This window comes from Vibrio sp. 10N.239.312.D08, assembly GCF_041466145.1.
GTDB classification, from domain to species: Bacteria; Pseudomonadota; Gammaproteobacteria; order Enterobacterales; family Vibrionaceae; genus Vibrio; species Vibrio crassostreae_C.
The window spans coordinates 15,188-41,754 of sequence record NZ_JBFSSD010000044.1 but is presented as its reverse complement, the minus strand read 5'-3'; the positions used below and the strand labels follow the sequence as shown (position 1 = coordinate 41,754).

Below are 26,567 nucleotides of genomic sequence, written 5' to 3'. Positions count from 1 at the left end.
GGTTGGAGAGTTGATCTTATTCTTCGTGCTGAAGGATTAGAATGCGGTGTTCATGACACGCTTACTATGTTACTCGTATACTCTCAACGCGCATTGGCTCTTTCTCTTCGATACTCGCTTACACGCATCTCGAATCTTTTTTCGATTCATCATTCCCTAGACTGACGAAGGAAGGAGTTGGGAGTCTCTTTCGTGGTGTGTTTGTGGGATTCCCTATCACGCTCGTTCCTCGCTGTAGGGAATGACGGAAATATATAGATGCGGGTAAACGAGATGCGGGATACGAAGAGCTAGAACGGACTTCTTTGGTGAGTAATGCTTACCTTACCGATTTACTCTTATATCGTATCAGTTTCAGCTCTTGTCACAAGCTTACTCATATCTCGAATTTGATTTTAGCTCTTCGTTACTCGTTTACCCGAATCCCGTATCTGCTCTTAAAAAGAAAAAGCCCGCAACCTAGGAGGTAGCGGGCTTTGCTATAAGCGATGTTTATTTTGCTATTAAGCGGTAAGAGCTAACACGCTACCAGGCAGTACAAGGAATACCGCAACAAGGTAACCAGCCACTACAGCTTTGTTCTTCACAGCCATGTCTGAAATCATGTCTGCCGCTTTAACTGGAAGTTCACGTAGGAACGGGATACCGAAGATGAATACCGTTGACATGATGTTGAACACCAAGTGTACTAGAGCAATTTGTAGTGCGAATACTGCGAACTCACCAGACACTGCTGTAGCTGCAAGTAGAGCCGTAATACATGTACCGATGTTCGCACCCAGAGTGAATGGGTAAACGTCACGTACTTTAAGAACACCTGAACCTACTAGTGGAACCATCAAGCTTGTTGTCGTAGAAGAAGACTGAACAAGGATAGTCACGATAGAGCCAGAAGCGATACCGTGGATTGGACCACGACCGATTGCGTTCTTTAGAATCTCACGAGCACGACCAACCATTAGGCTCTTCATCAGCTTACCCATTACAGTAATAGCTACGAAGATAGTTGCGATACCTAGAGCGATAAGTATGATGCCGCCAACAGTGTCGCCAAACGTTGATAGTGGTTCTTTAATCGCACTTACAACAGGCTTAGTGATTGGCTTGATGAAGTTAAGACCACCCATGCTCATATCACCTGTTGCTAGCATCGGTGATACTAACCAGTGAGAAATTTTCTCTAGAATTCCAAACGCCATCTCTAGTGGTAGGAAGATAGCAACGGCTAATAGGTTAAAGAAGTCGTGGATTGTCGCACTTGCGAATGCACGTTTGAACTCTTCTTTACAACGAACGTGACCAAGGCTAACTAGCGTATTGGTTACCGTAGTACCAATGTTAGCACCCATGATCATAGGAATTGCTAGCTCAACAGGTAAACCACCTGCCACAAGGCCAACGATAATTGAAGTAACTGTACTTGATGATTGAATAAGCGCTGTTGCTACTAAACCAATCATTAAGCCTGCAACTGGGTGTGAAGCAAATTCGAAAAGAACCTTTGCTTGCTCGCCTGTTGCCCATTTGAAGCCTGTACCAACCATTGAAACTGAAAGTAATAGTAGGTAAAGCATGAATGCCAAGTTAGCCCAGCGTAGCCAACGAGTAGTGCTCGAGATAGGCGCTGCTGCAGTAGTAGCTTGGTTCATAATGTTTTCTCCATTGGACCGTTTAAGTCTGTGTTTGGTCTGTTTGTTTAATCTGAGCGTGATGTTAGAGGGGAAATATTTCAGTAATATTACATTTTGGTTTAGGTGCGACTTTTTTGTGATGATTTACTCTTTAAATATTCCAATTGCTAATGTGGTTGTTTTAAGTTGTTGTTTTAAATTGTTTTTTAATGGAAATTCTATAGGTGATATAGATCTTAAAAGTTAGAAAAAAATTGAAAATAATCGATGAAATATTACATTATGAAATCAGACACTTCGAAAAAATAAGTGGTAAATCTATGTTTGGTTAGGTTTTTCCGAGTTTGTTGAGTGGCGGTGTCATATTTGATATAAAAGGGTATCTACTCTTTTATTACGGCACATCTATGTCGCACCTCAACTACAACCATCTGTATTACTTCTGGATGGTTTGCAAGCAAGGCTCTGTTACTAAAGCTGCAGAAGCCCTATTCCTAACACCACAAACGGTAACGGGGCAGATAAAAGCCTTAGAAGAACGCATGGATGGCAAGTTGACCAAGCGTAATGGCCGAAGTGTTGAGCCTACAGAGCTTGGGCAACTGGTCTTTAAATATGCCGATCGTATGTTTGGCCTGAGTTACGAGATGCTGGACATCGTGAATTACAGCCAGCACTCCAATATTCTGTTTGATGTTGGCGTCGCGGATGCGCTCTCTAAAAGACTCGTCAGTAAGATACTGATGTCGACCATCCCTCCAGATAACAGCATTCACTTGCGCTGTTTTGAATCGACCCATGAAATGCTACTTGAGCAACTCTCTCAACATAAGCTCGATATGATTTTGTCTGACTGTCCGGTGGACTCTAGTCAAAGCCCGGGCCTGTTCAGTAAAAAGCTGGGTGAGAGTGGAATGAGCTTTTTTAGTTCAGGTCAGGTTGAAGGGGTTAATTTCCCTGCTGTATTGGAGCAAAGAAAGCTTTTGATCCCTGGCAGCCGAACCTCAATGGGTCGTAAAGTGCTGCAATGGTTTGATAGACAAGGGCTTAAGCCAGATATTTTAGGTGAGTTTGATGATGCCGCATTGATGAAGGCTTTTGCTCGTTACCATCATGACGTAATATTTTTAGCACCGACGATTTATATGTCTGAAGTGGAAGACGACACATCACTGCAACTATTAGGCGGTATTGAAGAGTTAAAAGAGGAGTACTACGTCATATTTGCTGAGAGGATGATCCAACATCCAGCAGTAAAAAACGTATGTGACGCAGATTTTAGCAAATTGTTCGAGTGAGATAGTTTGTTAATGAATTGATATCGATTATCATAACTCCGCAATATGCCGGAAATACTGATAGCCCGTAGTTGGCGTAAAGGTTGTAGGGAGCCAAACTATGAACTTAAAAGAGATGGAGAAGAACTCAGCACAAGCTGTGATTCTACTCAAAGCCATGGCTAACGAGCGTCGCTTACAGATTTTGTGCCTATTACATGGCACTGAACTGTCGGTTGGGGAGTTGTGTGGCAAGTTGGAACTGAGTCAGTCTGCTTTATCTCAACATCTTGCTTGGTTGAGAAGAGATGGTTTGGTCGAAACTCGCAAAGAAGCTCAAACTGTGTATTACACATTGAGTAGTGAAGAAGTAAAAGCGATGATTAACCTACTGCATGGTATTTACTGCAAGTAGCTTATTGCTGGTGGGAGGGGGATTTCTTATCAGCGATAGAATAACACAAGGAAGTGTTAGCATTTCACATTGAACGTTAGTGTTTACCTACCTATCTATCTATCTATCTATCTATCTATCTATCTATCTATCTATCTACGTACCAATTTGCTTCTCTATTTATTTTTCTGATTGTTTGTTTTATCTATCTGCTTAAATTGTTTATCGGTCAGAAAAACGGCTGTTAGCACGTAAAATAAAAGCGTTACTCAAAATTTAGATATAAAAAAACCGGCCTAGGCCGGTTTTTTTCGTTTTGCGTTGTAATCAAATTTCTATTAAAGAGCTTTGATTGCAGCAGCGAAACGAGACTTATGACGTGCAGCTTTATTCTTATGAATAAGGCCTTTAGTCGCCATACGGTCAAGAAGTGGTGTAACTTCTACAAGAGCAGCAGTTGCAGCTTCTTTATCACCAGCTGCGATAGCTGCGATAGTCTTTTTCATGTAAGTGCGCATCATAGAACGACGGCTAGCATTGTGCTGGCGACGTTTCTCAGCTTGGATAGCGCGCTTCTTAGCAGATTTACTGTTTGCCAAGGGTCTAACTCCCAAAAACTTAGTTCGGTGACAATTTAAGGGCGAGGACTATCCCTCATTAGCGCTTAATTGTCAAATGATTTGTGCAAAAACCAATCGTAGCCAAACAAACTTTGGTATGGAAAGGTCATCGCGGTTAAGATGGCGGGGATTCTAACAGCATTTTTAGACCAATGCTAATAAATATGCTTCTTAGGACAGGATAGTATTTATCCTCGCTTGAAAGTAATCAACCAGTGTCAGAGGTTTCTGTGAGTAAACGACTATTAAAGTCAGGCCTGATTGTCAGCGCAATGACTTTTGTTTCCCGTGTATTGGGGCTAGTACGTGATGTAGTAGTAGCAAATTTGATGGGGGCAGGAGCGAGTGCCGACGTATTTTTCTTCGCTAATAAAATTCCTAATTTCTTACGTCGACTTTTTGCAGAAGGTGCGTTTTCTCAAGCGTTTGTTCCTGTATTAACGGAATATCACGCCGCAGGTGATAAAGATAAGACACGAGATTTAATTGCTAAGGTGTCGGGGACGCTCGGGGTTTTAGTTTCTATTGTCACCGTCATCGGGGTATTGGGCTCTGGCGTGATCACCGCGATGTTTGGTGCGGGTTGGTTTATCGACTGGCTAAATGATGGCCCATCAGCACCCAAATTTGAGCTAGCGAGCTTTATGCTCAAGATTACCTTTCCTTATTTATGGTTTATCACCTTCGTCGCTTTATCTGGTGCCATTCTTAATACATTAGGTAAATTTGCGGTCTCTTCTTTTACTCCTGTGTTCTTGAACGTGATGATCATAGGCGCTGCATGGTTTATCTCACCTAATTTAGAACAACCAGAAATTGGTTTGGCTATTGGTGTGTTTCTTGGTGGCTTAGTCCAATTCCTTTTCCAAATGCCTTTCTTGATCAAAGCGGGTGTGTTGGTTAAGCCGAAGTGGGGATGGAGAGACCCGGGTGTGGTTAAGATCCGCACATTAATGATCCCTGCTCTGTTCGGTGTATCGGTCAGCCAAATCAACTTATTGTTTGATACCTTTATTGCCAGCTTCCTCGCAACAGGCTCTATCAGTTGGTTGTACTACTCAGACCGACTGCTTGAATTTCCTCTCGGTTTGTTCGGTATCGCGATTGCGACTGTGATTCTTCCTGCTTTGTCTCGTAAACACGTAGATGCTCAAGGGGAAGGGTTCGCGCATACCATGGATTGGGGCGTGCGCATGGTGTTGCTGCTTGGTATTCCTGCGATGTTAGGTCTTATCGTTTTAGCTAAACCCATGTTGATGGTGCTATTTATGCGTGGTGAGTTCTCTCCACACGATGTACAGCAAGCATCGATGTCATTGGTAGCTTACGCATCAGGCTTGCTTAATTTCATGCTGATTAAAGTTTTAGCTCCGGGCTATTACTCTCGCCAAGATACCAAAACACCGGTTAAGTACGGCATTATCGCTATGGTGACCAATATGGTGTTTAACGCGATCTTTGCTTATTTTTATGGCTATGTGGGTTTGGCGATTGCGACGGCACTGTCTGCCTTTGTGAATATGGCCTTGTTATATCGAGGATTGCACCTTGCGGGTGTGTATCAATTAACTAAGACAACCTTGTTGTTCAGTGCCAAATTAATTATCTCAGGTGTGGTGATGGTAGCGGCTATTTTATGGCAGCTGGATAATATGCAACATTGGCTTGAATGGAGCTTTAGCCAGAGAGCGCTGACATTAACTGGCTTGATTGGACTTGGTGGCTTTGTTTATATTGTTTCGGTACTGATTTTAGGTATCCGAGTAAAACATTTAAAAGCAGCGACAGATTAATACTGATTAGTATATAATCCGTCGGTTTCACACAATAAATGATGCAAATAACAGGTTTTAGCTGATCATAATGGAACTGATCCGAGGTATACACAATATTAAAGCGCAGCATCATGGCTGTGTATTAACCATAGGTAACTTCGATGGTGTTCATTTAGGACATCAAGAGGTTTTGAGTCAGGTTTCTAAACAAGCTGCAGCATTAGGGCTACCTTCTGTTGTTATGACGTTTGAACCGCAGCCTATGGAGCTGTTTGCCCGAGATGGAGCGCCAGCACGTTTAACTCGTTTACGAGACAAATACGTGCAACTGAGTAAGCTAGATATCAGTCGCTTATTGTGTGTTAATTTTAATCAGTATTTTGCAAGTTTATCCGCGGAAGCATTCATTAAGGATCTTTTGGTTGATAAGCTTGGTGTGAAGTTCTTGGTGGTTGGTGACGATTTTTGCTTTGGTAAAGGTCGTACCGGTAATTTCGCTATGCTCAAAGAGGCGGGCGAGAAGTACGGTTTTGAGGTGGTCAGCACCCAAAGCTATTGCTTAAACCAATTACGAGTAAGCAGTACTGAGATACGAAATGCATTAGCGGTCGATGACTTGGCTGCAAGTGCTACCATGTTAGGACGTGATTACAGTATTAGTGGTCGAGTGTCCCATGGTCGAAAACTAGGGAGAACTATCGGTTTCCCTACCGCTAATATTCCATTAAAGCGTTGTGTTTCTCCTGTATCGGGAGTGTATGTTGTTGAAGCTTTGGATATCGACGGTGTTCCTGTCGGTGGCGTTGCTAATATTGGACAACGACCAACAGTTAATGGGGTAAGGCAGCAATTGGAAGTGCATTTTTTTGACTTTAAAGCCAATTTATATGGTAAACAGTTAGAAGTACGACTTTTGCACAAACTGCGCGACGAGATAAAATTTGAATCGTTCGACGCACTAAAGAATCAAATAGAATTGGATGCTGAAGCCGCAAGGGTGTGGCTGCTTCAGCTAAAGAATTAATCGGATGATTCCACCGATTAACATAATGTCTAACTTCGCCCAATATAACGGAATTAAGAATCGATGAGTGATTATAAAGATACCCTGAACTTACCAGAAACAGGGTTCCCAATGCGCGGCAATCTGGCAAATCGTGAGCCAGAAATGCTGAAGCGTTGGTACAAAGAAGATCTTTACGGCGAAATCCGTAAGGCAAAGAAAGGTAAAAAATCTTTCGTACTGCATGATGGCCCTCCATACGCGAACGGCGATATTCACATTGGCCACGCGCTGAATAAGATTCTTAAAGACATTATTATCAAATCTAAGACCCTTTCTGGTTTTGATGCACCGTACATCCCTGGTTGGGACTGTCACGGTCTTCCAATCGAGCTAATGGTTGAGAAGAAGAAAGGTAAGCCTGGTCAGAAGATTTCGGCGGCTGAATTCCGCGAAGAGTGTCGAAAGTACGCTGCGGGTCAAGTTGAAGGTCAGAAAGAGAGCTTCAAACGTCTTGGCATCATGGGCGAGTGGGACAAACCTTATCGCACTATGGATTTTGGCACAGAAGCGAACATCATTCGTTCTCTTGGCAAAATCGCAGACAAAGGTCACCTTCTTAAAGGTTTCAAACCCGTTCACTGGTGTACTGATTGTGGTTCTGCTCTGGCTGAAGCTGAAGTTGAATACAAAGATAAAGTTTCTCCATCTATCGATGTGAAATTTACAGCAGCTGACGAAGCGGCGCTTCTAGAGAAATTTACTCTAGCTGAAGGTCATGCGGGTCAAGGCGAAATTTCTATCGTTATCTGGACAACAACACCATGGACTCTGCCTGCTAACCGCGCAGTATGTCTACGTGATGATCTTGAATACGTGCTTATCCAAGTTGAAGCGAATGGCGACCAGCCTGCTCAACGTATCGTTGTTGCTTCTGAACTAGCAAAAGACGTAATGGATCGTGCAGGTATCGAGCACTTCCACAACCTTGGTTTTGCTACAGGTGCTGATCTTGAGCTTTCTCAGTTCAACCACCCGTTCTACGACTTTACTGTTCCTGCAGTTCTTGGCGATCACGTAACAACAGATTCAGGTACTGGTGTGGTTCACACTGCGCCTGGTCACGGTCAAGAAGATTTCGTGGTTGGTAAAAAGTACAACCTAGAAATCGCTAACCCAGTTGGTTCTAACGGCGTTTACCTGCCAGATACAGAGCTATTTGCTGGTCAGCACGTATTCAAAGCGAACGACTCTGTTTTAGAAGTTCTAAAAGAGAAAGGTGCACTTCTGCATCACCACGCTTACGAGCACAGCTACCCACACTGTTGGAGACACAAAACTCCAATCATCTTCCGCGCAACGCCACAATGGTTCATCTCTATGGATCAAGCTGGCCTACGTGCTAAAGCACTAGAGTCAATCAAGAGTGTTGAGTGGTTGCCTGAATGGGGTCAAAGCCGTATCGAAGGCATGGTTGAAGGTCGTCCTGAGTGGTGTATCTCTCGTCAACGTACTTGGGGTGTGCCAATTGCTTTGTTTGTTCATAAAGAAACAGCAGAACTTCACCCAGAAAGCCCAGCGCTTATTGAAAAAGTTGCGAAGCTAGTTGAAGAGAAAGGCATTCAAGCTTGGTGGGATGTAGACGCTGCTGAACTTATGGGCGCAGAAGACGCTGATAAGTACGAAAAAGTAATGGATACGCTAGACGTATGGTTCGACTCAGGTGTTACGCACTTCTCTGTTGTTGATTCTCGTGAAGAGTACAACTTCCTGAACGAAGAGCGCACTCACAGTGCTGATCTTTACCTTGAAGGTTCAGACCAACACCGTGGCTGGTTCCAGTCTTCTCTAATTTCATCTATCGCGATGAAAGACGAAGCACCGTACAAGCAAGTACTAACGCACGGTTTCGTAGTGGATGGTAACGGCCGTAAGATGTCTAAATCTATCGGTAACGTTGTTGCTCCTAAAGACGTAACCAACAAGCTAGGTGCAGATATCCTGCGTCTATGGGTTGCTTCTACAGACTACACGGGTGAAGTTGCGGTTTCTGATGAAATCCTGAAGCGTTCAGCGGATGCTTACCGTCGTATTCGTAACACGGCTCGTTTCTTCCTAGCGAACTTGAACGGTTTCAACCCTGAAACTGACCTAGTTCCTGCTGAAGAGATGGTTGCACTTGATCGCTGGGCTGTTGGCCGTGCTCAAGCTGCACAAGAAGAGATTGTTAAAGCATACGGCGAGTACAACACTCACGGTGTGACTCAACGTCTAATGCAGTTCTGTTCTATCGAAATGGGTTCTTTCTACCTAGACGTAATCAAAGACCGTCAGTACACAGCGAAGCAGGGCAGCCATGCTCAACGTAGCTGTCAAACGGCGCTTTACTACATCGTAGAAGCTCTAGTTCGTTGGATGGCACCTATCATGTCGTTCACTGCAGATGAAATTTGGAACGAAATGCCAAGCTCTTTACCAACTGGAGAGCAGCGCGACACGTTCGTATTCACAGGTGAGTGGTTCGAAGGTCTATTTGGTCTTGCAGAAGGCGAAGAGCTAAGCAACGAATTCTGGACTGAAATCCAGTCTGTTCGTGGCGCAGTGAACAAGCTTCTTGAAGATGCTCGCAAAGAGAAAACGATCGGTGGTGCACTGCAAGCTGAAGTGACTCTATACGCTGACGATGCACTAGCGGCTAAAATCAACAAGCTAGAAGATGAGCTACGTTTCGTACTTATCACCTCTGCAGCTGTTGTTAAGCCACTGAGCGAGAAGTCTGATGCAGCGCAAGCGACAGACGTTGCTGGTCTATTCGTTGAAGTTGCGGCTACTGAAGCTGAGAAGTGTGACCGTTGCTGGCACCACACTCCAGATGTAGGCACTATCGAAGGCCACGAGAAAGTTTGTGGTCGTTGTGTGTCGAACATCGACGGTGAAGGCGAAGTGCGTAAGTTCGCATAACGACTCAGAGAAAGACTGAACTTTTTGTAAAAATCATAGCCCCAGTATCAACTGGGGTTATTTTTAGTTATAGGAAATGTGTTTAACCAAGTTGGTAATCAAGGTCACGTAAGGTGACTAACAATGAATACCAACTTCGTAAATACTAGGAATAGAAATGAGTGAAGTTTCGTTAAAACAATCTGGTGTACGTTGGTTATGGCTGGCTCTATTGGTCTTCTTGGCTGATATCGGCATTAAACTCTTTGTCATGGACAATATGGGTTATGGTTGGGCAAACCGTATTGAGGTGCTGCCATTCTTTAACTTTTTGTACGTGCATAACTACGGTGCAGCGTTTAGCTTCTTGAGTGATCAAAGTGGTTGGCAGCGTTGGTTATTTACGGGTATCGCATTTGCGGTAACAGGTATGCTGACGTACTGGATGAGCAAACTACCAGCAACAGAGAAGTGGAATAACATTGCTTATGCGATCATCATTGGTGGTGCAGTAGGTAATGTGTTTGACCGAGTCGTACATGGCTTTGTTGTCGATTACTTAGACTTCTACTGGGGCACTTACCACTGGCCTGCATTTAACTTAGCGGATATGGGAATCTGTATCGGTGCTGCGATGATCATCTTAGATGGTTTCCGTAAGAAAGACGAAAGCAAATAGCTTGCTTCAAAGTCAGTCTATGACTCACAGAATAGAATAGCCCTAAGCGCTGTCGGTTGATTCCGACGGCGCTTTTTTTTATGCTTCAGTCAACAAGGAAGCAAAGCACAGCGCATCCTCAAATAATAAAGAAGTCTAAGGAAAGTAACGTGGCAGCAATTAAAAATGATTCAGCAGTAACTCTACATTTTACGATTAAAATGAAGGATGGTTCAGTTGCCGATAGTACGGAGAACATGGGCAAACCAGCGAAGTTCGTCATGGGTGATGGCAGCCTAAGTGAGAACTTTGAAGCGTGCTTACTTGGACTTGAAGCCGGCACTGAAAAGTCTATCGAACTGAAGGCGGAAGACGCGTTTGGTATGCCAAACCCAGATCATATTCACTATATGGATCGTGCTAAGTTTGTTGGCGACTCTGAAGTTGAAGTGGGCACTATCATGGCATTTTCAGGTCCTGACGGTATGGAAATTCCAGGTATTATTACTGAGATCGCAGGTGATTCAGTGACGGTTGATTTTAATCACCCACTCGCTGGTCAAGACGTTAGCTTTGACGTCAATATCTTAACGGTAGAATAACTCTCTTAACGTTAGAATAGCTGTCTTCACGCTAGAATAAGATAGCCTTACAGCTGTGATCTCACCCAGAGCTTCACTGTCTAGACGCTTCACTGTAGAATGCGAACCTCGCTGACGGCGAACTCTATAGAAGCAACCTTAGTACCGCGGTAAATGATGAGCAATGAAATGAAAATAATGTTAGCTAACCCTCGTGGCTTTTGTGCCGGTGTCGATCGTGCGATCAGCATCGTAGAGCGTGCACTCGAAATGTATCAGCCACCGATCTATGTTCGCCATGAAGTGGTACACAACCGCTTTGTTGTTGAGGGGCTCAAGCAGCGTGGTGCTATTTTTGTCGAAGAACTGAGTGAGGTGCCAGACGACAACATCGTGATCTTTTCGGCTCACGGTGTTTCTCAAGCGGTTCGTAAAGAAGCGAAAGAGCGTGAGTTAACGGTATTTGATGCGACGTGTCCTTTGGTGACTAAAGTTCATATGGAGGTTGCTCGTGCGAGCCGCAAACATATGGAAGTGGTACTGATTGGCCACGCAGGTCACCCTGAAGTGGAAGGCACTATGGGTCAGTACGCGAGCCAAACTGGTGGTATGTACTTGGTTGAAAGACCAGAGGACGTACAGAACCTCGTGGTGAATGATCCAAGTAACCTGCACTATGTTAGCCAAACTACGCTATCAGTAGATGAAACTGCAGATGTGATTGAAGAGCTACGTCGAGTGTTCCCTGAGATTCAAGGCCCACGTAAAGACGACATCTGTTACGCGACTCAAAACCGTCAAGACGCTGTGCGTGAGATGGCGAATGACGTTGATGTGGTGATAGTGGTTGGTTCTAAGAACTCATCGAATTCAACTCGTCTAAAAGAGCTAGCTGAGAAACTAGGCACACCAGGCTACCTAACTGACTGTCCTGAAGACATTCAAACCGAGTGGGTTGAAGGGAAAAAGAAAATCGGTGTAACAGCCGGTGCTTCTGCTCCTGAAGAGCTGGTAAACCAAATTCTAGATCGTATTCGTGAGCTAGGTGCGACTGACGTTGAAGAGATTCAAGGTCGTGAAGAGAACATGTTCTTTGAAGTACCAAAAGAGCTACAGATTAAGCAAGTCGACTAATCTCTATTGATTGGTGACAAGATCGATGCGTAACACTATCGATTTGCAAACACTATTGATTTGTAAACAGCAGGAAGCCAACGTTGATACGTTGGCTTTTTTGATCGTGCTTTGGAACAAGGCGTCTAATTCTAACGCGTTACTGGAGACCGAGTTGCTCTTTTAAAGTCTTTAAATAACGACGACTCACCGGGACTTCAAAGCCAGTCAGGGTAATGATCTCTGCTAATCCATTTTCTAGCAGTTTGATCTCTTGGATCGATTTTATGTTGATCAAATACTGTCGATGACAGCGGATCAAATCGGTCTTTTCTTCCAAGATCTTTAGTGTTAACTGTGAGGTTGCGGTTTGCGATGAGCTACGAACATGCACACCACTGATATCGGAATAGGCGCACTCTACCGTTTGGCTTGCCATGATCACAATGCGGTTATGACCAATACATGGGATTTGCTCTAAGTGACAGGGAGCAATCGCTGAGATGTTCTGTTCTGGTGCTTTCTGATTTTGTTTGATGACCTTATTCAGGCGGCAAACACTCTTATTTAATCGACAAGGTTCAACGGGTTTGAGTAGGTAGTCAAAGGCATTGTCTTCAAAGGCTTGAATCGCATATTGATCGTAGGCGGTCACAAATACCACGTAGGGCATGGTTTCTGGGTCAAGCATGCTCAGCAATTCAATCCCAGTAACCTGAGGCATTTGAATGTCCAAATACACCACGTCAGGCTTGAGAAGGTTGATTTGCTTTAGCCCTTCAATTGCATTACTCGCTTGGCCAATGACTTCCACTTCTCCGGTTTCGGTCAGCAGCTCAATCAGCTCTTCGCGAGCAAAAAGCTCATCATCGATAACTAGTGCCTTTAACATCCTACAATCTTCATCTTGGTTCTATCCCTGCTTGGTTCACGCTTATCTTTTAAATGTCTGCTTCTAAATGTTTCAACTCGGAGCGATCCGTCTCCGAAAATACCATTATTTGAGTATAGGTATGATAAAACTCATTCGAGTAAATTGCTGTGGTTGAGATTCTATTTTTAGTGCTGAATCTTGTCCAAAGAAATTAGTGAGTCGTTTATCAACAATTTCCATCCCTAATCCTACATGATCTTGAGATGGCTTCTGATAATTACCTGCATTGTCTTCAACGGTTAACTTGAACCCACCCTCGAAAGCCTCGCTAGAGATCTTTACTTTACCGCCTTCCAACATATTAGATATCCCATGTTTGATGGCGTTTTCTACCAGCGGTTGCAGGGTAAAGCTCGGCAATTGAGATTCATATAACTGCGGGTCGATATCCCATTCCACTTCTAGTCGATCGGTAAAGCGTGCTTTCTCTATGGTCAGGTAAGCGTTGACGTGTGCCAGTTCGTCTTTGAGCTTCACGGTGTTGATGTTCTGCTTTAGGTTGCTTCTAAAGAAGTGAGACAGGTGTTGAATCAACTCTCGAGCTTTATCTGGGTCACGACGTGTTACTGCGCTGATAGTATTAAGCGCATTGAACAAGAAGTGCGGGTTCACTTGAGCGTGCAGCAGTTTGATTTCTGCTTGTGTCAGTAGCGTTTGCTGCTGCTGGTAGTTGCTAAATAGGATCTGGCTCGATAATAGTTGAGCGATACCTTCACCCATCGACATATTGATAGTTGAGAATAGTTTCAGCTTTGGCTCATACAGTTTGATGGTGCCGACCACTTCGTTACCCGCGCGCAATGGAATAATCAACGCAGAACCCAATTTACAATCCTGCGACAAGGAGCATTGGTATGGGTTCTCTTTGCCATCAAGGTAGATGATGTCGTTCTGTTCCATCGAAGTGAGCGTGCTTTGCGATGAAATCGGGGTGTTCGGAATATGGTGTTCATCACCAATACCAACGAACGCGAGGATTTTCTCTCGGTCGGTAATCGCTACCGCCCCTACGTTGGTCTCTTCATAAACGATACGTACGATTTTTTGTGCGTTATCGGAATTGAACCCACCATGCAAAATACCCACCGAACGTTCGGCAATGGTCAGTGCGCGGCGTGAGAAGGTAGCCGAGTACTTTTCGAAGATGGTTTTTCTGTCTTGGATGATGCTCATGAACAGTGCTGCACCGACCGAGTTAGCGATGATCATTGGCGCCGCAATATCGGAGACCAGAGCATAGGATTGTTCGAAGGGTTTTGCGACCGCCAGCAGAATCAGCATCTGAATGATCTCTGCAAACAGGGTTACCGAGAAAACCACTAACGGATTAAACAGTTGGCTGGCTTTGTTCTTTCTCACGAGATAAACGTGTAACAGGCCGCCAATCAAGCCTTCTGCTGTGGTTGAAATCGCACAAGCCAAGTCTGTGAAGCCGCCTAATGAGTAACGGTGAATTCCACCAGTAAAGCCGACGGCAAAGCCAACGACAGGGCCGCCAAACAGACCTCCCATTACCGCACCCATCGCACGCGTGTTGGCGATGGCATCATTGATCTGCAGTCCGAAATAGGTACCCATAATGCAGAACAGGGAAAACAGAACGTAGCAGCTGATCTTATGGCTTAAGCGAGATGAGATGCTCAACAAAGGGAGAATCAGTGGTGTTTTACTCAGCATGTAAGCAATCACTAAGTAGACGCAGGTTTGTTGCAGCAGAGAGAGAATGAGTTCCATATTTTCACCTATTGAGACGCTTGTTAAGTGTAAAGCTCATTGCTTGGTAACGGTAGCTTTGCTTGTGTTTTCGTAGGTTATATTCGCTTCCCAGAGTCGAAAGCACTAACGCCTGAAAACACTAAAGCCCATCACAGTGGACGGGCTTTAGTCTTAGATTCCACGAATCACTGAGTGATTACGGGAGCAAGCGAAGTTGTGTTTGGCTGTTCTTTTGTCTCATTCTCTGAAGATTGGTCTCTTGTTCCCAAGAGCCTTAAAGAACTAGGCTGTTTTGGTAACGCCTTTTGCTTCTTTCTCTTCTTCATCAGCTAGGTCGATATCGCCTTTGCCTTTTGAAATTTTAATAACGTAAGCCGCAACACCTAGCGCACTCACCACACCAATGATGGTTGAGATTTGCATTGGTAGACCGAAGCCCAGTTGGCTGTTGTTCAGGATGAATGTGATACACACAGACGTCATGAAGATAGCTGGAACTGTTGTTACCCAGTGCAGTTTGTTGTGGCGAAGTAGGTAAGCTGAAGCTGTCCACAGCATCATTACGGCTGTTGATTGGTTAGCAAAACCGAAGTAGCGCCAGATGATACCGAAATCAACTTGAGTCAGGATGCCACCGATAACGAACAGTGGTAACGCCATTAGTAGACGGTTACGCAGTGTTTTCTGTTCCATGTTGAAGTATTCAGCAAGGATAAGACGGCTTGAACGGAACGCTGTGTCACCAGAAGTGATTGGTAGGATAACCACGCCAAGGAAAGCAAGGATACCGCCAAATACACCCAGTAGACCAAATGAAGCGCTGTATACCACGTTACCTGGGCCGCCGTTTGCAATTGCGTCAGACAGAGACTCAACCGAACCGAAGAAAGACAGAGCAAGTGCACACCAGATTAGAGCGATGATGCCTTCACCAATCATTGCGCCGTAGAATACGAAGCGACCGTTCTTCTCGTTTTCCATACAACGCGCCATCAGAGGAGACTGAGTGGCGTGGAAGCCAGAGATAGCACCACATGCGATAGTGATGAAGAGAGCAGGCCAAAGTGGTAGGTCATTCGGGTTCATGTTGGTGAACATGTCGCTGATCTCAAAGCCCCCCATGATTTGGTGTTCGTCAGATAGACCAATCGCAGTGATTAGGCCAACAGACATAAAGATAAGCAGTGCACCGAACAGTGGGTAGAAGCGACCAATGATTTTATCGACAGGGACAATCGTTGCGATGATGTAGTAAGCAAAGATGATAACAACCATCGTAGTTGCAGACATCGCGAAATCAGTTTGGTCGTTCACTAGGTTAGTGATCATACCTGCTGGAGCAGATACGAATACCACACCAACAAGAAGCAGTAGAACAATGGCAAAGATGTTCATAAAGTGTTTTGCGCCATTGCCTAGGTAACGTCCAGTGATGGTTGGAACCGAAGCTCCGCCATTACGGATAGATAACATACCTGAGAAGTAGTCGTGTACTGCACCTGCGAAGATACAACCTAGAACGATCCAAAGCATTGCTGCTGGACCATAAAGGGCACCCATGATAGGGCCGAAGATTGGACCTACACCTGCGATGTTAAGCAGCTGAACTAGGTAAACCTTTGGTGTCGACATTGGAACGTAGTCCACGCCATCTTGCTTAGTGTGAGCAGGTGTTTGGCGTTTTTCATTGATACCGAAAATCTTCTCGATAAAGGTACCGTAAATAAAGTAGCCACCAATGAGTGCTGCGACACAGGTAAGAAACCACATCATAATTTGTTATCCCTGAATGTATTAATTAAGTCAGGGTGTATATTAAAGGAGTCGATGAGAAGAAACTTCCGCTACGAGAGTGAGTGGTCGAATAGCCAATTTAGCGGTGTTATAACTGATTTAGTGGTTTGTTCACTGTGATGAGTGGCCGATATTTCTATCGAGAGGCCGATATTTCTATCGAGAGGCCTATTAGCTCTATAGAGAGGTTGTTTGAGTTGGCTTAACGGCGACTATTGATTCTGAGTGGTCGGAATGAACCTAAAGTGGCGAACATTAGACAATAAGTGGACATCGATAGGCGTTCAGCGGAGAATCACCACAAAGGCAGCGCTTCGTCAGAAAGTGGTGAAGTAACAATATAAAGGATTGAAATGAAAAAAATAATCGTACTATTCGCCGTGGCATTTAGCCTTGCAGGATGCAGCGCCAATGTTCAAGATTTAGCAGCTGAAGGCAATTGGCAAGAGATTGGCTATCGTGATGGTATCAAAGGCCACACTCAGCGTTCGTATTCAGAGATGACTGAGCTTGGCGCAGTCGATCAAGCGAGTTACACAGAAGGTTATCACCTAGGTGTGACTGAATATTGTAATCCGAACCATGCTTATCAGATTGGTTTATCTGGTCAGGTGTATGAAGGCGTGTGTTCTGGTACGGAAGACGCTCAACGTTTCCGTATGGAATGGCAACGCGGCTGGGACGAGTTCTCAAACGACTATTAAGCCCAAGCTAGCCATAAAAAATTAAAACTAAAAAAAAGACCAGTACCGCGTGTGTGCTGGTCTTTTTGTATGTCGTTGAAGTAGCTGTCTAAATGAGAAGCTACAAGCCAAATTAAGATTACTGATTATTCTCGACGGCTTTTCTCAAGAAGCCATTTTGCTTATCAAGCTGAGCCTTGGCTAACTCTAAATCTAGCCCTGTTAGAATCATCAAAATAGATAACTTCACATCGTAATCAGTCGCTTTAAGTGTCGACACCGCCAGTGCTTTATCGCACTCCGTTGCTTGGATAACGATACGAGCGGCGCGGGCAACCAACTTTTCATTGGTCGCTTTTACGTCGACCATAAGGTTTTGGTAGCTCTTACCAATGCGAATCATGCTGGCAGTGGTCAGCATATTAAGCACCAGCTTTTGTGCTGTACCTGATTTGAGTCGTGTTGAACCAGTCAATGCTTCTGGGCCAACCACCGGGCTAATTGCGATTTGAGCGATTTCAGCAATTGGAGAGTCAGGGTTACAAGATAATGCAACCGTTACTGCGCCAAGCTGATTGGCATAGTTGAGTGCACCAATCACGTAAGGTGTGCGACCGCTCGCAGCAATACCTACCACGACATCATTTTCTGAAAACTGAATCGCTTTCAGATCTTCAATGCCGAGAGTTAGCGAGTCTTCTGCACCTTCTTTGGCTTTTAAAATCGCCTCTGGTCCGCCTGCAATTAAGCCGATAACCATTTTGTCCGAAACACCGAAAGTCGGTGGGCATTCTGAGGCGTCTAACACACCTAATCGACCACTGGTGCCTGCGCCCATATAAATCAGTCGACCACCGTTTTGAAAGACATGAGCAATTTTATCGACCGCTTTCGCGATCTGTGGCAGTTCCGCTTCAATCGCCAGCGGGACTTGCTTGTCTTGTTGGTTAATCTTTTCAACCACTTCGAGAGAGGTGAGCAGATCAATATCCATAGTGTCAGGGTTTCTCCCCTCCGAAACGAGGTGCGAGAGCGCTGATATGAGAGCGTCGTTACTCATAATGATCCTTAAATGGTGATTCTAAAATGATGGTTCTAAAGTTGTTTAGTCAGCACGATAGAGAACGCCTAGAGAGGCCGCTCTGCTTGCGCCAGTCACTTCTGGTAAATTGCTTGGCAGTTGATGAATATGACGTTGAGCAAGCCACGCAAAAGCCATCGCTTCCATGTAATCGGCGTTCACGCCTTTACTGGTGGTTGAGTCAACCTCCCAACTTGGAAGCAGTTCAGACAGCCTCTTCATCAACAATGGATTTCGTGTACCACCGCCACACACATACAGTGCAGGCTGGTCACCCAAGCGATAAGTCTCCACTTCATTGGCTATCGTCAATGCGGTGTATTCGCAAAGTGTGCGCTGAACATCTTCTGCTGCAAGATCTTTAAATTCTGTTAATTGTTGCTCTAGCCACGGTAGATTAAACAGTTCTCTACCAGTACTTTTCGGTGGTATTTGAGATAGATAAGATTCATTTAACAACTGTTCGAGAAAGGCTTGATTGAGCTGACCTTTAAGCGCAAATTGGGCATCACGGTCAAACTTATCGCCCGTGTGTTTATCAACCCAAGCGTCCATCAACATATTGCCCGGGCCAGTATCATAACCAAGTGTTGGCTGATTAGGGCGCAGCACTGAAATATTCGAGATACCACCAATATTCAACACCACAACTGAGCTGTCTTGTGGCTGGAAAATAGTATGGTGGAAGGCAGGGACTAATGGCGCACCTTGTCCGCCTAATGCCATGTCTTTACGCCTGAAATCGGCAACCGTTTGAATCTGTGTTTTAGCGGCAATGATGTTGGCATCACCCAACTGCATGGTAAATGGCGAATCGCCGCTTGGCTGGTGGAATACCGTTTGACCATGATTACCAATCGCAGTCACAGAAGATGCAGGTGTACCTGACTTTTCGAGAAGTTGCAAAACCGCATCGCCAAACAGATGGCCAAGCTGGTGGTCGAGTTCTCCAATGGCAATTAAATCGGTTTTCTGACCAATACAAACTTCAAGCAGACGCGCTTTGAGGTCGTCAGGCATTGGGAACTCATCATGAGCAAGCAATGTGATGCGCGTATCTTCAATCGACACTAAGGCAGTATCAACACCGTCCATACTCGTCCCTGACATCACACCGATATACAGTTCTTTATGATCCATTTCTAAGCTCTTGCACTGCATTCTTAAAGTCTTCCACAGATTGGTTTAAAAACATTGTAAAGCAAATTTAAAGAGAATAATCTCGGGAAGTTTATGAAATTAGGTTTAATAAGGGATAAATATGGGACCGTTGTGGGTTGATGTTGCAGGCTACGAGCTGACAGCTGAAGACAGAGAAATTTTAGATCACCCAACTGTTGGTGGTCTCATCTTATTTGCTCGAAACTACCACGATAGCAAACAGTTATCGGCGTTAAACAAAGAAATTCGTAAGGTAGCGAAACGTCCTATTTTGATTGGTGTCGATCAAGAAGGTGGCCGAGTTCAGCGCTTCCGCGATGGCTTTTCAATTATCCCAGCTGCTCAAGAATTCGCGACTAAGAATAATGGCGAACAGTTAGCAGAACAAGCGGGCTGGCTGATGGCGGCAGAATTGATTGCCCACGATATCGATCTGAGCTTTGCGCCAGTATTAGACAAAAGCCATGACTGTAAAGCGATTGGTAGCCGAGCGTTTGGCGAAGATATTGATACTATTGTTCGTCATAGCAGCGCTTTCATCAAAGGCATGAAGTCGGTTGGCATGGCGACGACAGGCAAGCACTTCCCTGGACACGGTGGCGTGATTGCTGACTCACACTTAGAGACGCCATATGACCCTAGAGACGACATCTTTGAAACAGACATGGCAATCTTCAAGGCGCAAATTGAAGCTGGAATATTGGATGCCATGATGCCAGCTCACGTGGTTTTCTCTCACTATGATGATCAACCTGCGAGCGGTTCACAGTATTGGCTGCAGAAAGTATTGAAGCAGCAGCTTGGGTTTAAAGGCTTGGTGTTCTCTGATGATTTAACGATGGAAGGCGCTGCCATAATGGGTGGACCAGCCGACAGAGCGAAAGCGGCCTTGAATGCAGGTTGTGACATGGTGTTGATGTGTAATAAACGAGATGCACAAATTGAAGCTCTGGATAACTTAGCGATTCAAGAGGTGCCTTTAGCCAACTCATTGCTTAAAAAACACAGCTTTGATTTGTCGAAACTTCACTCGGATGCTAGGTGGAAAGAGACCTCAGAGACGATTAAGCGAATGCTAGGCAGTGAGTGATAAATAAACACATAATAATTTTAGATAAGGCGATATGATAAATATCGCCTTTTTTGTATGTGTGATCCATGGTTTAAACCTATTTATCTCTTAGAGTGAGCTAAATTCAATGTGTAAGATAAAATTTACAGTTAATGTTTTTTATTGTTTACACTTGCAATCGTTTTTTTAGCTGTTATTGTGTTTTTAAAGATTGTTAGCCCAAATGGAAATGTTGGGTGTAAAAATAAATATACAGGTTGAGTTATGCAGAAAAGTGAATTAAGCAATGTCAATATCATCGACGAACAGGTACTGATTACTCCTGAGGAGTTAAAAGCAAAACTGCCTTTGAGTGATAATGCTCGTCGTTTCATTCAAGAGTCTCGTCAAACTATCGCAAACATCATTCATAAGAAAGATCATCGCATGCTTGTTGTATGTGGCCCATGTTCTATCCATGACATTGAAGCTGCGAAAGAGTACGCGAAACGCCTAAAAGCCTTATCTGAGCAACTTAGCGATCAACTGTATATTGTTATGCGTGTTTACTTTGAGAAACCTCGTACCACTGTCGGTTGGAAAGGTTTGATCAATGACCCACATCTAGACGGCACTTTCGATATTGAGCATGGTCTGCATGTTGGTCGTGAACTACTTGTTGAACTCGCTGAGATGGAAATCCCACTAGCGACTGAAGCATTAGACCCAATTAGCCCGCAATACCTAGCAGATACCTTCAGCTGGGCGGCTATTGGCGCTCGTACGACTGAATCTCAAACTCACCGTGAGATGGCAAGTGGTCTTTCAATGCCAATCGGTTTTAAAAACGGCACCGATGGCAACCTAGGCACTGCAATCAACGCAATGCAGGCGGCTTCTTCTAGCCACCGTTTCATGGGTATCAGCCGCGAAGGTCAGGTTGCACTACTAACAACGCAAGGTAACCCAAATGGTCACGTGATTTTACGTGGCGGTAAGCAGACGAACTACGATTCAGTATCGGTACACGAATGTGAGCAAGAGCTGGGTAAATCTGGTTTAGAGGCAGCGCTAATGGTCGACTGTAGCCACGCGAACTCTCGTAAAGATTTCCGTCGCCAACCTTTAGTTGCAGAAGATGTGATTCACCAAATTCGTGAAGGCAACAAGTCGATTATCGGCCTGATGATTGAAAGCCATATTAACGAAGGAAACCAATCTTCGGATATACCTCTCAATGAGATGAAATACGGCGTTTCTATTACCGACGCGTGTATCAATTGGGATTCAACTGAGGCACTATTGAAGCATGCACATACGGAATTAGTCCCGTTCTTAGAGAACCGTTTGAAAGGTTAGTCAGAGTTTTAAATTTAAGTGCCTCATCTAATGGGGCATTTTAAGATCTGTTACTAGCGAAATCAGCGTTAGTACGGGCTTATAGATTAGTAAGGAATAAAATGGCCGTTGAACTGAACGAATTACGCGACCAAATCGATGCTGTCGATAAACAAATGTTGGATTTACTTGCTCAGCGATTGGCTCTAGTAGAGAAAGTCGGTGAAGTAAAAAGTGAACATGGTTTACCTATTTATGTACCAGAGCGTGAGGCTGCAATGCTGGCATCTCGTCGTCAAGAAGCCGAGAAAATAGGGGTTCCACCACAGCTAATCGAAGATATTTTGCGTCGTACTATGCGTGAGTCTTATGCCAGTGAGAAAGATTCTGGTTTTAAGTGTCTAAACCCAGAGTTACGTTCAGTGGTTATCGTTGGTGGTAATGGTCAACTTGGTGGCTTGTTTGGTCGTATGTTCAAACTGTCTGGCTACGAAGTAAAAATCCTTGGCAGCCAAGATTGGGATAAGGCCGACGAAATCTTAGATAATGCTGGGCTTGTGGTTGTTACGGTTCCAATTCACCTAACGGAAGGTGTGATTGCGAAGCTAGGTAATCTACCAAGCGATTGTATTCTATGTGATTTGACGTCAATTAAATCTAAACCTCTACAAGCAATGATGAACATGCATCAAGGCCCAGTAGTTGGATTGCACCCAATGTTTGGTCCTGATGTTCCTAGCCTTGCTAAGCAGGTGATTGTTTACAGTGATGGTCGTGGTTCTGAAAGTTACCAATGGCTACTGAATCAATTTGGTATTTGGGGCGCGAGCCTTTGCCAGATGGATGCAGCTGAACACGATCACGGCATGACCTTGATTCAAGCACTTCGTCACTTCACCTCTTTTGCTTACGGCTTGCACCTGAGTAAAGAGAACCCGAACATTGATCAACTTCTGAAACTAAGCTCACCAATCTACCGACTTGAGATTGCGATGGTTGGTCGTCTATTTGCTCAAGACCCGAACTTGTACGGTGATATCATTCTGTCTTCGGATGAGAATATAGAGATGATTCGACGCTTCCATAGCTGTTTCGGAGAAGCGTTAGAAATCCTAGATGGCAAAGATAAGGCTAAGTTTGTTGAGAGCTTCAACCAAGTGAGTGATTGGTTTGGTGACTACTCACAACAATTCTTGCAAGAGAGCCAAAGTCTTCTAAAACAAGCACATGACTCGATTCATCGTGGTTAATACTGATTTGAAATCATAAAAAAGAGCGACCATCTGGTCGCTCTTTTTGTTTGTGCTGAACGCTATGAAAGCATTTTGCCTACAGTAGACTAAAAGCAATTAGACCATCATAGGCCAAATCAACAGGTCTTAGCTATTAACAACTAGTTAGTCGTGATAGGTTTTTTGCTATCTTCACTCGATACGGTGTCGATGGTCGAGCTAATGTAAGGCACGTTAGTCAGGTTGATCTGCAAGCGAACCACATTATCAATCAGCTGAACGAGTGGGCCCCACTTAACCTTTTTCTCTTTCTCGAACACGTAGTTGAAGTTTTCCGGTGTCCAATCCATCAAGTATTGAGGGTTCAATGAACGACCAAGGAAGCGTACTTCATAATGCAAGTGTGGGCCGGTTGAGTTACCTGAGTTACCACAGCTCGCAATCACATCGCCTTTACTCACAAACTGACCGCTACGTACCTTGAACTTCTGTAGGTGCGCATAAGAACTCATGAAACCAAACGAGTGACGCATAGTAATAAAGTTGCCGAAGCCTTTTTTACTTGGGCGTACCGTTTCAATGACTCCATCTGCGGGCGCGACAATATCTTCACCACGCTTACACGTTAGATCGATACCAGTATGTACATGGCGTTTCCCTGAAATAGGGTTAGTGCGGCTACCATAAGAAGAAGATATACGTTGATAAGCCATCGGACTGTCGTTTGGAATCAAGCGGAACATTGTGGCTCTTACTGCTGAATCGACTGCAGCCGCATCAATGCGATCTTCTAAAGAAATATCATCGGTAAGCAGATCTTCATCAGCAAGACCCAGTACTGATTCCACATCGAATACACGCTTACCAAGTAGCTGAATCGTGCCTTCTTTCTCGGTCAGTGTTTGCGATAGCGAATGGTTGGTTTCTACTTGCTCAGCATAAAGAAATTCTGTTTGTTCTTTTTCAACAATCAGTGTTTCAATCAACTGTTGGGCATCACCCGCTTGCAGTGCGAGTTCTTGTTTACTCTCGAAGTGCATGTACGCCGCTCCGCCAATCAATAGCGGTACTGAAAAAATGGCAGTAGTGCAAATGAGCACGGCTTTACGGCCGAAGTAAAACGTCTGTTCCCCCTGACTAGAGGGAATAGTAATGGACACTTTTTTAGACATGGTTCTGTATTAACTAAATGCTTCTAATAGAAAAAGGGTAATGGAGATATTATTCCTTGCCTAAGTCGGTAAGGTGTTCAATCTCTCTATAAAGCAGGTCATTGTCACCAACATTAAGCTCAACAAGGCGCTTAAGGTGGCTGATACTATCAATATCTAAATGCTCTATGCGTAAACGCATTGAGGTATTGATGGTAGAGACTATCGTTGCTTCTAACTGAATATTGATATCACTGTTTTCGAGTTTAAAGCTCACTTGAACAGGGACATCATGGCTAAGTTGTTTTGATTCATTGCATTGAATGAGTAAACCATGGAGTGATAAGTCTTGCACTGAGCCTGATACCTTTACTTGTCCTTGTGAGATCTCAGTCGGGACTTGATAAATAACTCGTGAAAATTGACGTCTTTCAACCATAAGTAATCTCTCTATATCGATGCATTACACGTAAGCCAGATATATCAAAGGCCGCTATTATCGCGGCCTTTGTTCAAAATACAAGCTTATTTACTTAGCTATACGCTTGTACTTGATACGGTGCGGCTCTGCCGCTTGTGCGCCTAGAGTCTGCTTAAGCCACTCAGTGTACTCAGTATAGTTACCTTCGTAGAAGTTAACTTGACCTTCATCACGGTAGTCTAAGATATGGGTCGCAATACGGTCAAGGAACCAACGGTCATGCGAGATAACCATTGCACAGCCCGGGAATTCAAGCAGTGCTTCTTCAAGAGCACGTAGCGTTTCAACGTCAAGGTCGTTGGTAGGCTCATCGAGTAGCAGTACGTTACCGCCCGCTTTTAGCAGTTTCGCTAAGTGAACACGGTTACGTTCACCACCAGAAAGCTCACCGATGATCTTCTGTTGGTCGTTGCCTTTAAAGTTGAAACGAGAACAGTAAGCACGCGCAGGGATTTCGAAGTTGTTGATCTTAATGATATCAGCGCCTTCAGAGATCTCTTGGAATACTGTCTTAGTGTCGTCCATGCTGTCACGGAACTGATCAACAGAAGCAAGCTTAACGGTTTCGCCTAGTTCAACTGTACCTGAATCTGGCTGTTCTGCACCGCTTAGCATCTTGAATAGTGTTGATTTACCTGCACCGTTGGCACCAACGATACCGACGATTGCACCCTTAGGCATGCTGAACGATAGGTCGTCGATAAGAACGCGATCACCAAACGATTTAGTTAGGTTGTTCACTTCAAGAACTTTGTCACCTAGACGCTCACCTGGCGGGATAAACAGTTCGTTAGTTTCGTTACGCTTCTGGTATTGGCCAGTTGTCAGTTCTTCAAAACGAGCCATACGAGCTTTAGACTTAGCTTGACGGCCTTTAGGGTTTTGACGAACCCATTCAAGTTCTTTCTCGATTGTCTTTTGACGTGCGCTTTCGCCCGCTTTTTCTTGCTTAAGACGCTCGTCTTTTTGCTCTAGCCAAGACGTGTAGTTACCTTCCCATGGGATACCTTCACCACGGTCAAGTTCTAGAATCCAGCCAGCTGCGTTGTCTAGGAAGTAACGGTCGTGGGTAATCGCCACAACAGTACCACTGTAATCAACAAGGAAGTGCTCAAGCCATGCTACTGATTCTGCATCCAAGTGGTTGGTTGGTTCATCAAGAAGCAGCATGTCTGGCTTTTCAAGAAGTAGACGACAGATAGCAACACGACGACGCTCACCACCTGATAGGAATTCAATTTTCGCATCCCACTCAGGAAGACGAAGTGCATCAGCAGCACGCTCTAGAGCAGTCTCTAAGTTGTGACCGTCTTTTGCTTGAATCAGAGCTTCTAGTTCGCCTTGCTCTTTTGCCAGTGCATCGAAGTCTGCATCTGGTTCTGCGTAAGCTGCGTAAACCGCATCAATACGCTTAAGTGCGTCAGCAACGTCAGAAACCGCTTCTTCTACGATTTCACGAACAGTTTTTGATTCGTCTAGCACAGGCTCTTGTGGTAGATAACCTACTTTAAGGCCTTGTTGTGCACGTGCTTCACCATCAATATCAGTATCAATACCAGCCATGATACGTAGTAGGGTAGATTTACCTGAACCATTTAGACCCAAAACACCGATTTTAGCGCCAGGAAAAAAGCTAAGAGAAATGTCTTTAAGAATTTGACGCTTAGGTGGAACAGTTTTGCTCACCCGAGACATGGTATATACGTATTCAGCCATTGCCGATCGATCCTAATTATTGTTCAAAATTGTCTGTTATTTTATACCAATATCCTCAAAGATGTTACTCCTAGGGCAGAAAAGCCACTCTTGAACAAATCCTTACCTATTATTGTCACATTGGTCATTAAAACTATATTTAATGGGCTTCTGAGGCGAAGTGTTAAATATTAATAATATTTACACTCAAATCCTTTACATTTGATGTGATGTCGGGCGTAAATAGACTTCACGTAT

The 26,567-nt window shown here is 44.4% G+C and carries 22 protein-coding genes; 12 read left to right on the top strand and 10 right to left on the bottom strand.

The features are described 5' to 3' along the window. Positions 1–503 precede the first annotated feature (503 nt). On the bottom strand, positions 504–1,649 hold the full coding sequence (locus AB6D58_RS19315; RefSeq protein ID WP_136982885.1) for a Na/Pi symporter: 1,146 nt from the start codon (positions 1,647–1,649) through the stop codon (positions 504–506). 389 nt (positions 1,650–2,038) lie between these two features. Between AB6D58_RS19315 and nhaR the strand changes: the two genes are divergently transcribed. Further along, positions 2,039–2,929 carry a transcriptional activator NhaR gene (gene nhaR / locus AB6D58_RS19310; protein ID WP_017059341.1) on the top strand — a complete coding sequence of 297 codons (891 nt, stop codon included), beginning with the start codon at positions 2,039–2,041 and terminating at the stop codon, positions 2,927–2,929. A gap of 100 nt (positions 2,930–3,029) precedes the next feature. Next, the gene (locus AB6D58_RS19305) at positions 3,030–3,323 is read left to right on the top strand and encodes a metalloregulator ArsR/SmtB family transcription factor (RefSeq protein WP_004735028.1); all 294 of its coding nucleotides are present in this window, start codon (positions 3,030–3,032) and stop codon (positions 3,321–3,323) included. Positions 3,324–3,640: 317 nt separating this feature from the next. Here the strand turns inward: AB6D58_RS19305 and rpsT are convergent, their stop codons facing one another. Next, positions 3,641–3,901: a 30S ribosomal protein S20 gene (gene rpsT, locus AB6D58_RS19300; protein ID WP_004739529.1), complete on the bottom strand. Its 261-nt coding sequence runs from the start codon at positions 3,899–3,901 to the stop codon at positions 3,641–3,643. Between the two features lie 251 nt (positions 3,902–4,152). On the opposite strand from rpsT, the gene murJ reads away from it, so the two are divergent. From murJ to ispH, 6 genes are all read left to right on the top strand, one after another. Continuing rightward, the gene (gene murJ / locus AB6D58_RS19295) at positions 4,153–5,715 is read left to right on the top strand and encodes a murein biosynthesis integral membrane protein MurJ (protein ID WP_032545655.1); all 1,563 of its coding nucleotides are present in this window, start codon (positions 4,153–4,155) and stop codon (positions 5,713–5,715) included. A gap of 70 nt (positions 5,716–5,785) precedes the next feature. Further along, complete coding sequence (gene ribF, locus AB6D58_RS19290; protein WP_372158151.1) at positions 5,786–6,721, top strand: bifunctional riboflavin kinase/FAD synthetase; 936 nt, start codon at positions 5,786–5,788, stop codon at positions 6,719–6,721. Between the two features lie 63 nt (positions 6,722–6,784). After that, positions 6,785–9,661 (top strand): isoleucine--tRNA ligase, encoded by a 2,877-nt coding sequence (gene ileS, locus AB6D58_RS19285; RefSeq protein ID WP_372158148.1) that lies wholly within the window; start codon positions 6,785–6,787, stop codon positions 9,659–9,661. Between the two features lie 157 nt (positions 9,662–9,818). Further along, complete coding sequence (gene lspA / locus AB6D58_RS19280; RefSeq protein ID WP_004739521.1) at positions 9,819–10,319, top strand: signal peptidase II; 501 nt, start codon at positions 9,819–9,821, stop codon at positions 10,317–10,319. Positions 10,320–10,468: 149 nt separating this feature from the next. Next, positions 10,469–10,900: an FKBP-type peptidyl-prolyl cis-trans isomerase gene (fkpB, locus tag AB6D58_RS19275; protein WP_017059345.1), complete on the top strand. Its 432-nt coding sequence runs from the start codon at positions 10,469–10,471 to the stop codon at positions 10,898–10,900. A gap of 156 nt (positions 10,901–11,056) precedes the next feature. After that, positions 11,057–12,013, top strand: a complete 957-nt coding sequence (ispH, locus tag AB6D58_RS19270) for a 4-hydroxy-3-methylbut-2-enyl diphosphate reductase (protein WP_029235087.1) — start codon at positions 11,057–11,059, stop codon at positions 12,011–12,013. A gap of 139 nt (positions 12,014–12,152) precedes the next feature. Here ispH and btsR read toward each other — a convergent pair whose 3' ends face one another. The 3 genes from btsR to AB6D58_RS19255 form a co-directional block, all read right to left on the bottom strand. Continuing rightward, positions 12,153–12,884, bottom strand: a complete 732-nt coding sequence (gene btsR / locus AB6D58_RS19265) for a two-component system response regulator BtsR (RefSeq protein WP_061019027.1) — start codon at positions 12,882–12,884, stop codon at positions 12,153–12,155. Positions 12,885–12,989: 105 nt separating this feature from the next. Further along, positions 12,990–14,660, bottom strand: a complete 1,671-nt coding sequence (locus tag AB6D58_RS19260; protein WP_017080271.1) for a sensor histidine kinase — start codon at positions 14,658–14,660, stop codon at positions 12,990–12,992. Positions 14,661–14,924: 264 nt separating this feature from the next. Beyond that, positions 14,925–16,415 carry a carbon starvation protein A gene (locus AB6D58_RS19255; RefSeq protein ID WP_017062863.1) on the bottom strand — a complete coding sequence of 497 codons (1,491 nt, stop codon included), beginning with the start codon at positions 16,413–16,415 and terminating at the stop codon, positions 14,925–14,927. A gap of 374 nt (positions 16,416–16,789) precedes the next feature. On the opposite strand from AB6D58_RS19255, the gene AB6D58_RS19250 reads away from it, so the two are divergent. Then, on the top strand, positions 16,790–17,140 hold the full coding sequence (locus tag AB6D58_RS19250; RefSeq protein ID WP_017059350.1) for a DUF2799 domain-containing protein: 351 nt from the start codon (positions 16,790–16,792) through the stop codon (positions 17,138–17,140). Positions 17,141–17,258: 118 nt separating this feature from the next. Here the strand turns inward: AB6D58_RS19250 and murQ are convergent, their stop codons facing one another. Together murQ and AB6D58_RS19240 are read right to left on the bottom strand one after the other, a co-directional pair. Further along, positions 17,259–18,179, bottom strand: coding sequence for an N-acetylmuramic acid 6-phosphate etherase (murQ, locus tag AB6D58_RS19245; protein ID WP_032545650.1), 921 nt, complete (start codon positions 18,177–18,179; stop codon positions 17,259–17,261). Positions 18,180–18,224: 45 nt separating this feature from the next. Continuing rightward, positions 18,225–19,340, bottom strand: coding sequence for an anhydro-N-acetylmuramic acid kinase (locus AB6D58_RS19240; RefSeq protein ID WP_372158145.1), 1,116 nt, complete (start codon positions 19,338–19,340; stop codon positions 18,225–18,227). 121 nt (positions 19,341–19,461) lie between these two features. Between AB6D58_RS19240 and nagZ the strand changes: the two genes are divergently transcribed. The 3 genes from nagZ to tyrA all read left to right on the top strand — a co-directional run bounded on the left by nagZ (position 19,462) and on the right by tyrA (position 23,000). Further along, positions 19,462–20,451, top strand: a complete 990-nt coding sequence (gene nagZ, locus AB6D58_RS19235) for a beta-N-acetylhexosaminidase (RefSeq protein WP_372131556.1) — start codon at positions 19,462–19,464, stop codon at positions 20,449–20,451. A 246-nt stretch (positions 20,452–20,697) separates the two neighbouring features. Further along, positions 20,698–21,771, top strand: a complete 1,074-nt coding sequence (locus AB6D58_RS19230) for a 3-deoxy-7-phosphoheptulonate synthase (protein ID WP_017059354.1) — start codon at positions 20,698–20,700, stop codon at positions 21,769–21,771. A 101-nt stretch (positions 21,772–21,872) separates the two neighbouring features. After that, positions 21,873–23,000 carry a bifunctional chorismate mutase/prephenate dehydrogenase gene (gene tyrA / locus AB6D58_RS19225; RefSeq protein WP_017056144.1) on the top strand — a complete coding sequence of 376 codons (1,128 nt, stop codon included), beginning with the start codon at positions 21,873–21,875 and terminating at the stop codon, positions 22,998–23,000. Between the two features lie 143 nt (positions 23,001–23,143). Here tyrA and AB6D58_RS19220 read toward each other — a convergent pair whose 3' ends face one another. The 3 genes from AB6D58_RS19220 to ettA all read right to left on the bottom strand — a co-directional run bounded on the left by AB6D58_RS19220 (position 23,144) and on the right by ettA (position 26,330). Beyond that, a complete protein-coding gene (locus AB6D58_RS19220; protein ID WP_102321445.1) occupies positions 23,144–24,154 on the bottom strand; it encodes a M23 family metallopeptidase in 1,011 nt (336 codons plus the stop codon). 49 nt (positions 24,155–24,203) lie between these two features. Further along, entirely contained in the window at positions 24,204–24,572 is a 369-nt protein-coding gene (locus AB6D58_RS19215; protein WP_371724422.1) for a PilZ domain-containing protein, read from the bottom strand. Positions 24,573–24,662: 90 nt separating this feature from the next. Then, on the bottom strand, positions 24,663–26,330 hold the full coding sequence (gene ettA, locus AB6D58_RS19210; protein ID WP_017056147.1) for an energy-dependent translational throttle protein EttA: 1,668 nt from the start codon (positions 26,328–26,330) through the stop codon (positions 24,663–24,665). Between the last annotated feature and the right edge of the window lie 237 nt (positions 26,331–26,567).

Excerpts from the sequence above, each read along its gene's own strand:
- AB6D58_RS19315 (WP_136982885.1), bottom strand. The coding sequence starts at position 1,649 with ATGAACCAAGCTACTACTGCAGCAGCGCCTATCTCGAGCACTACTCGT.
- nhaR (WP_017059341.1), top strand. The coding sequence starts at position 2,039 with ATGTCGCACCTCAACTACAACCATCTGTATTACTTCTGGATGGTTTGC.
- AB6D58_RS19305 (WP_004735028.1), top strand. The coding sequence starts at position 3,030 with ATGAACTTAAAAGAGATGGAGAAGAACTCAGCACAAGCTGTGATTCTA.
- ribF (WP_372158151.1), top strand. The coding sequence starts at position 5,786 with ATGGAACTGATCCGAGGTATACACAATATTAAAGCGCAGCATCATGGC.
- ileS (WP_372158148.1), top strand. The coding sequence starts at position 6,785 with ATGAGTGATTATAAAGATACCCTGAACTTACCAGAAACAGGGTTCCCA.
- lspA (WP_004739521.1), top strand. The coding sequence starts at position 9,819 with ATGAGTGAAGTTTCGTTAAAACAATCTGGTGTACGTTGGTTATGGCTG.
- ispH (WP_029235087.1), top strand. The coding sequence starts at position 11,057 with ATGAGCAATGAAATGAAAATAATGTTAGCTAACCCTCGTGGCTTTTGT.
- btsR (WP_061019027.1), bottom strand. The coding sequence starts at position 12,884 with ATGTTAAAGGCACTAGTTATCGATGATGAGCTTTTTGCTCGCGAAGAG.
- AB6D58_RS19260 (WP_017080271.1), bottom strand. The coding sequence starts at position 14,660 with ATGGAACTCATTCTCTCTCTGCTGCAACAAACCTGCGTCTACTTAGTG.
- AB6D58_RS19255 (WP_017062863.1), bottom strand. The coding sequence starts at position 16,415 with ATGATGTGGTTTCTTACCTGTGTCGCAGCACTCATTGGTGGCTACTTT.
- AB6D58_RS19250 (WP_017059350.1), top strand. The coding sequence starts at position 16,790 with ATGAAAAAAATAATCGTACTATTCGCCGTGGCATTTAGCCTTGCAGGA.
- murQ (WP_032545650.1), bottom strand. The coding sequence starts at position 18,179 with ATGAGTAACGACGCTCTCATATCAGCGCTCTCGCACCTCGTTTCGGAG.
- AB6D58_RS19240 (WP_372158145.1), bottom strand. The coding sequence starts at position 19,340 with ATGGATCATAAAGAACTGTATATCGGTGTGATGTCAGGGACGAGTATG.
- nagZ (WP_372131556.1), top strand. The coding sequence starts at position 19,462 with ATGGGACCGTTGTGGGTTGATGTTGCAGGCTACGAGCTGACAGCTGAA.
- AB6D58_RS19230 (WP_017059354.1), top strand. The coding sequence starts at position 20,698 with ATGCAGAAAAGTGAATTAAGCAATGTCAATATCATCGACGAACAGGTA.
- tyrA (WP_017056144.1), top strand. The coding sequence starts at position 21,873 with ATGGCCGTTGAACTGAACGAATTACGCGACCAAATCGATGCTGTCGAT.
- AB6D58_RS19220 (WP_102321445.1), bottom strand. The coding sequence starts at position 24,154 with ATGTCTAAAAAAGTGTCCATTACTATTCCCTCTAGTCAGGGGGAACAG.
- AB6D58_RS19215 (WP_371724422.1), bottom strand. The coding sequence starts at position 24,572 with ATGGTTGAAAGACGTCAATTTTCACGAGTTATTTATCAAGTCCCGACT.
- ettA (WP_017056147.1), bottom strand. The coding sequence starts at position 26,330 with ATGGCTGAATACGTATATACCATGTCTCGGGTGAGCAAAACTGTTCCA.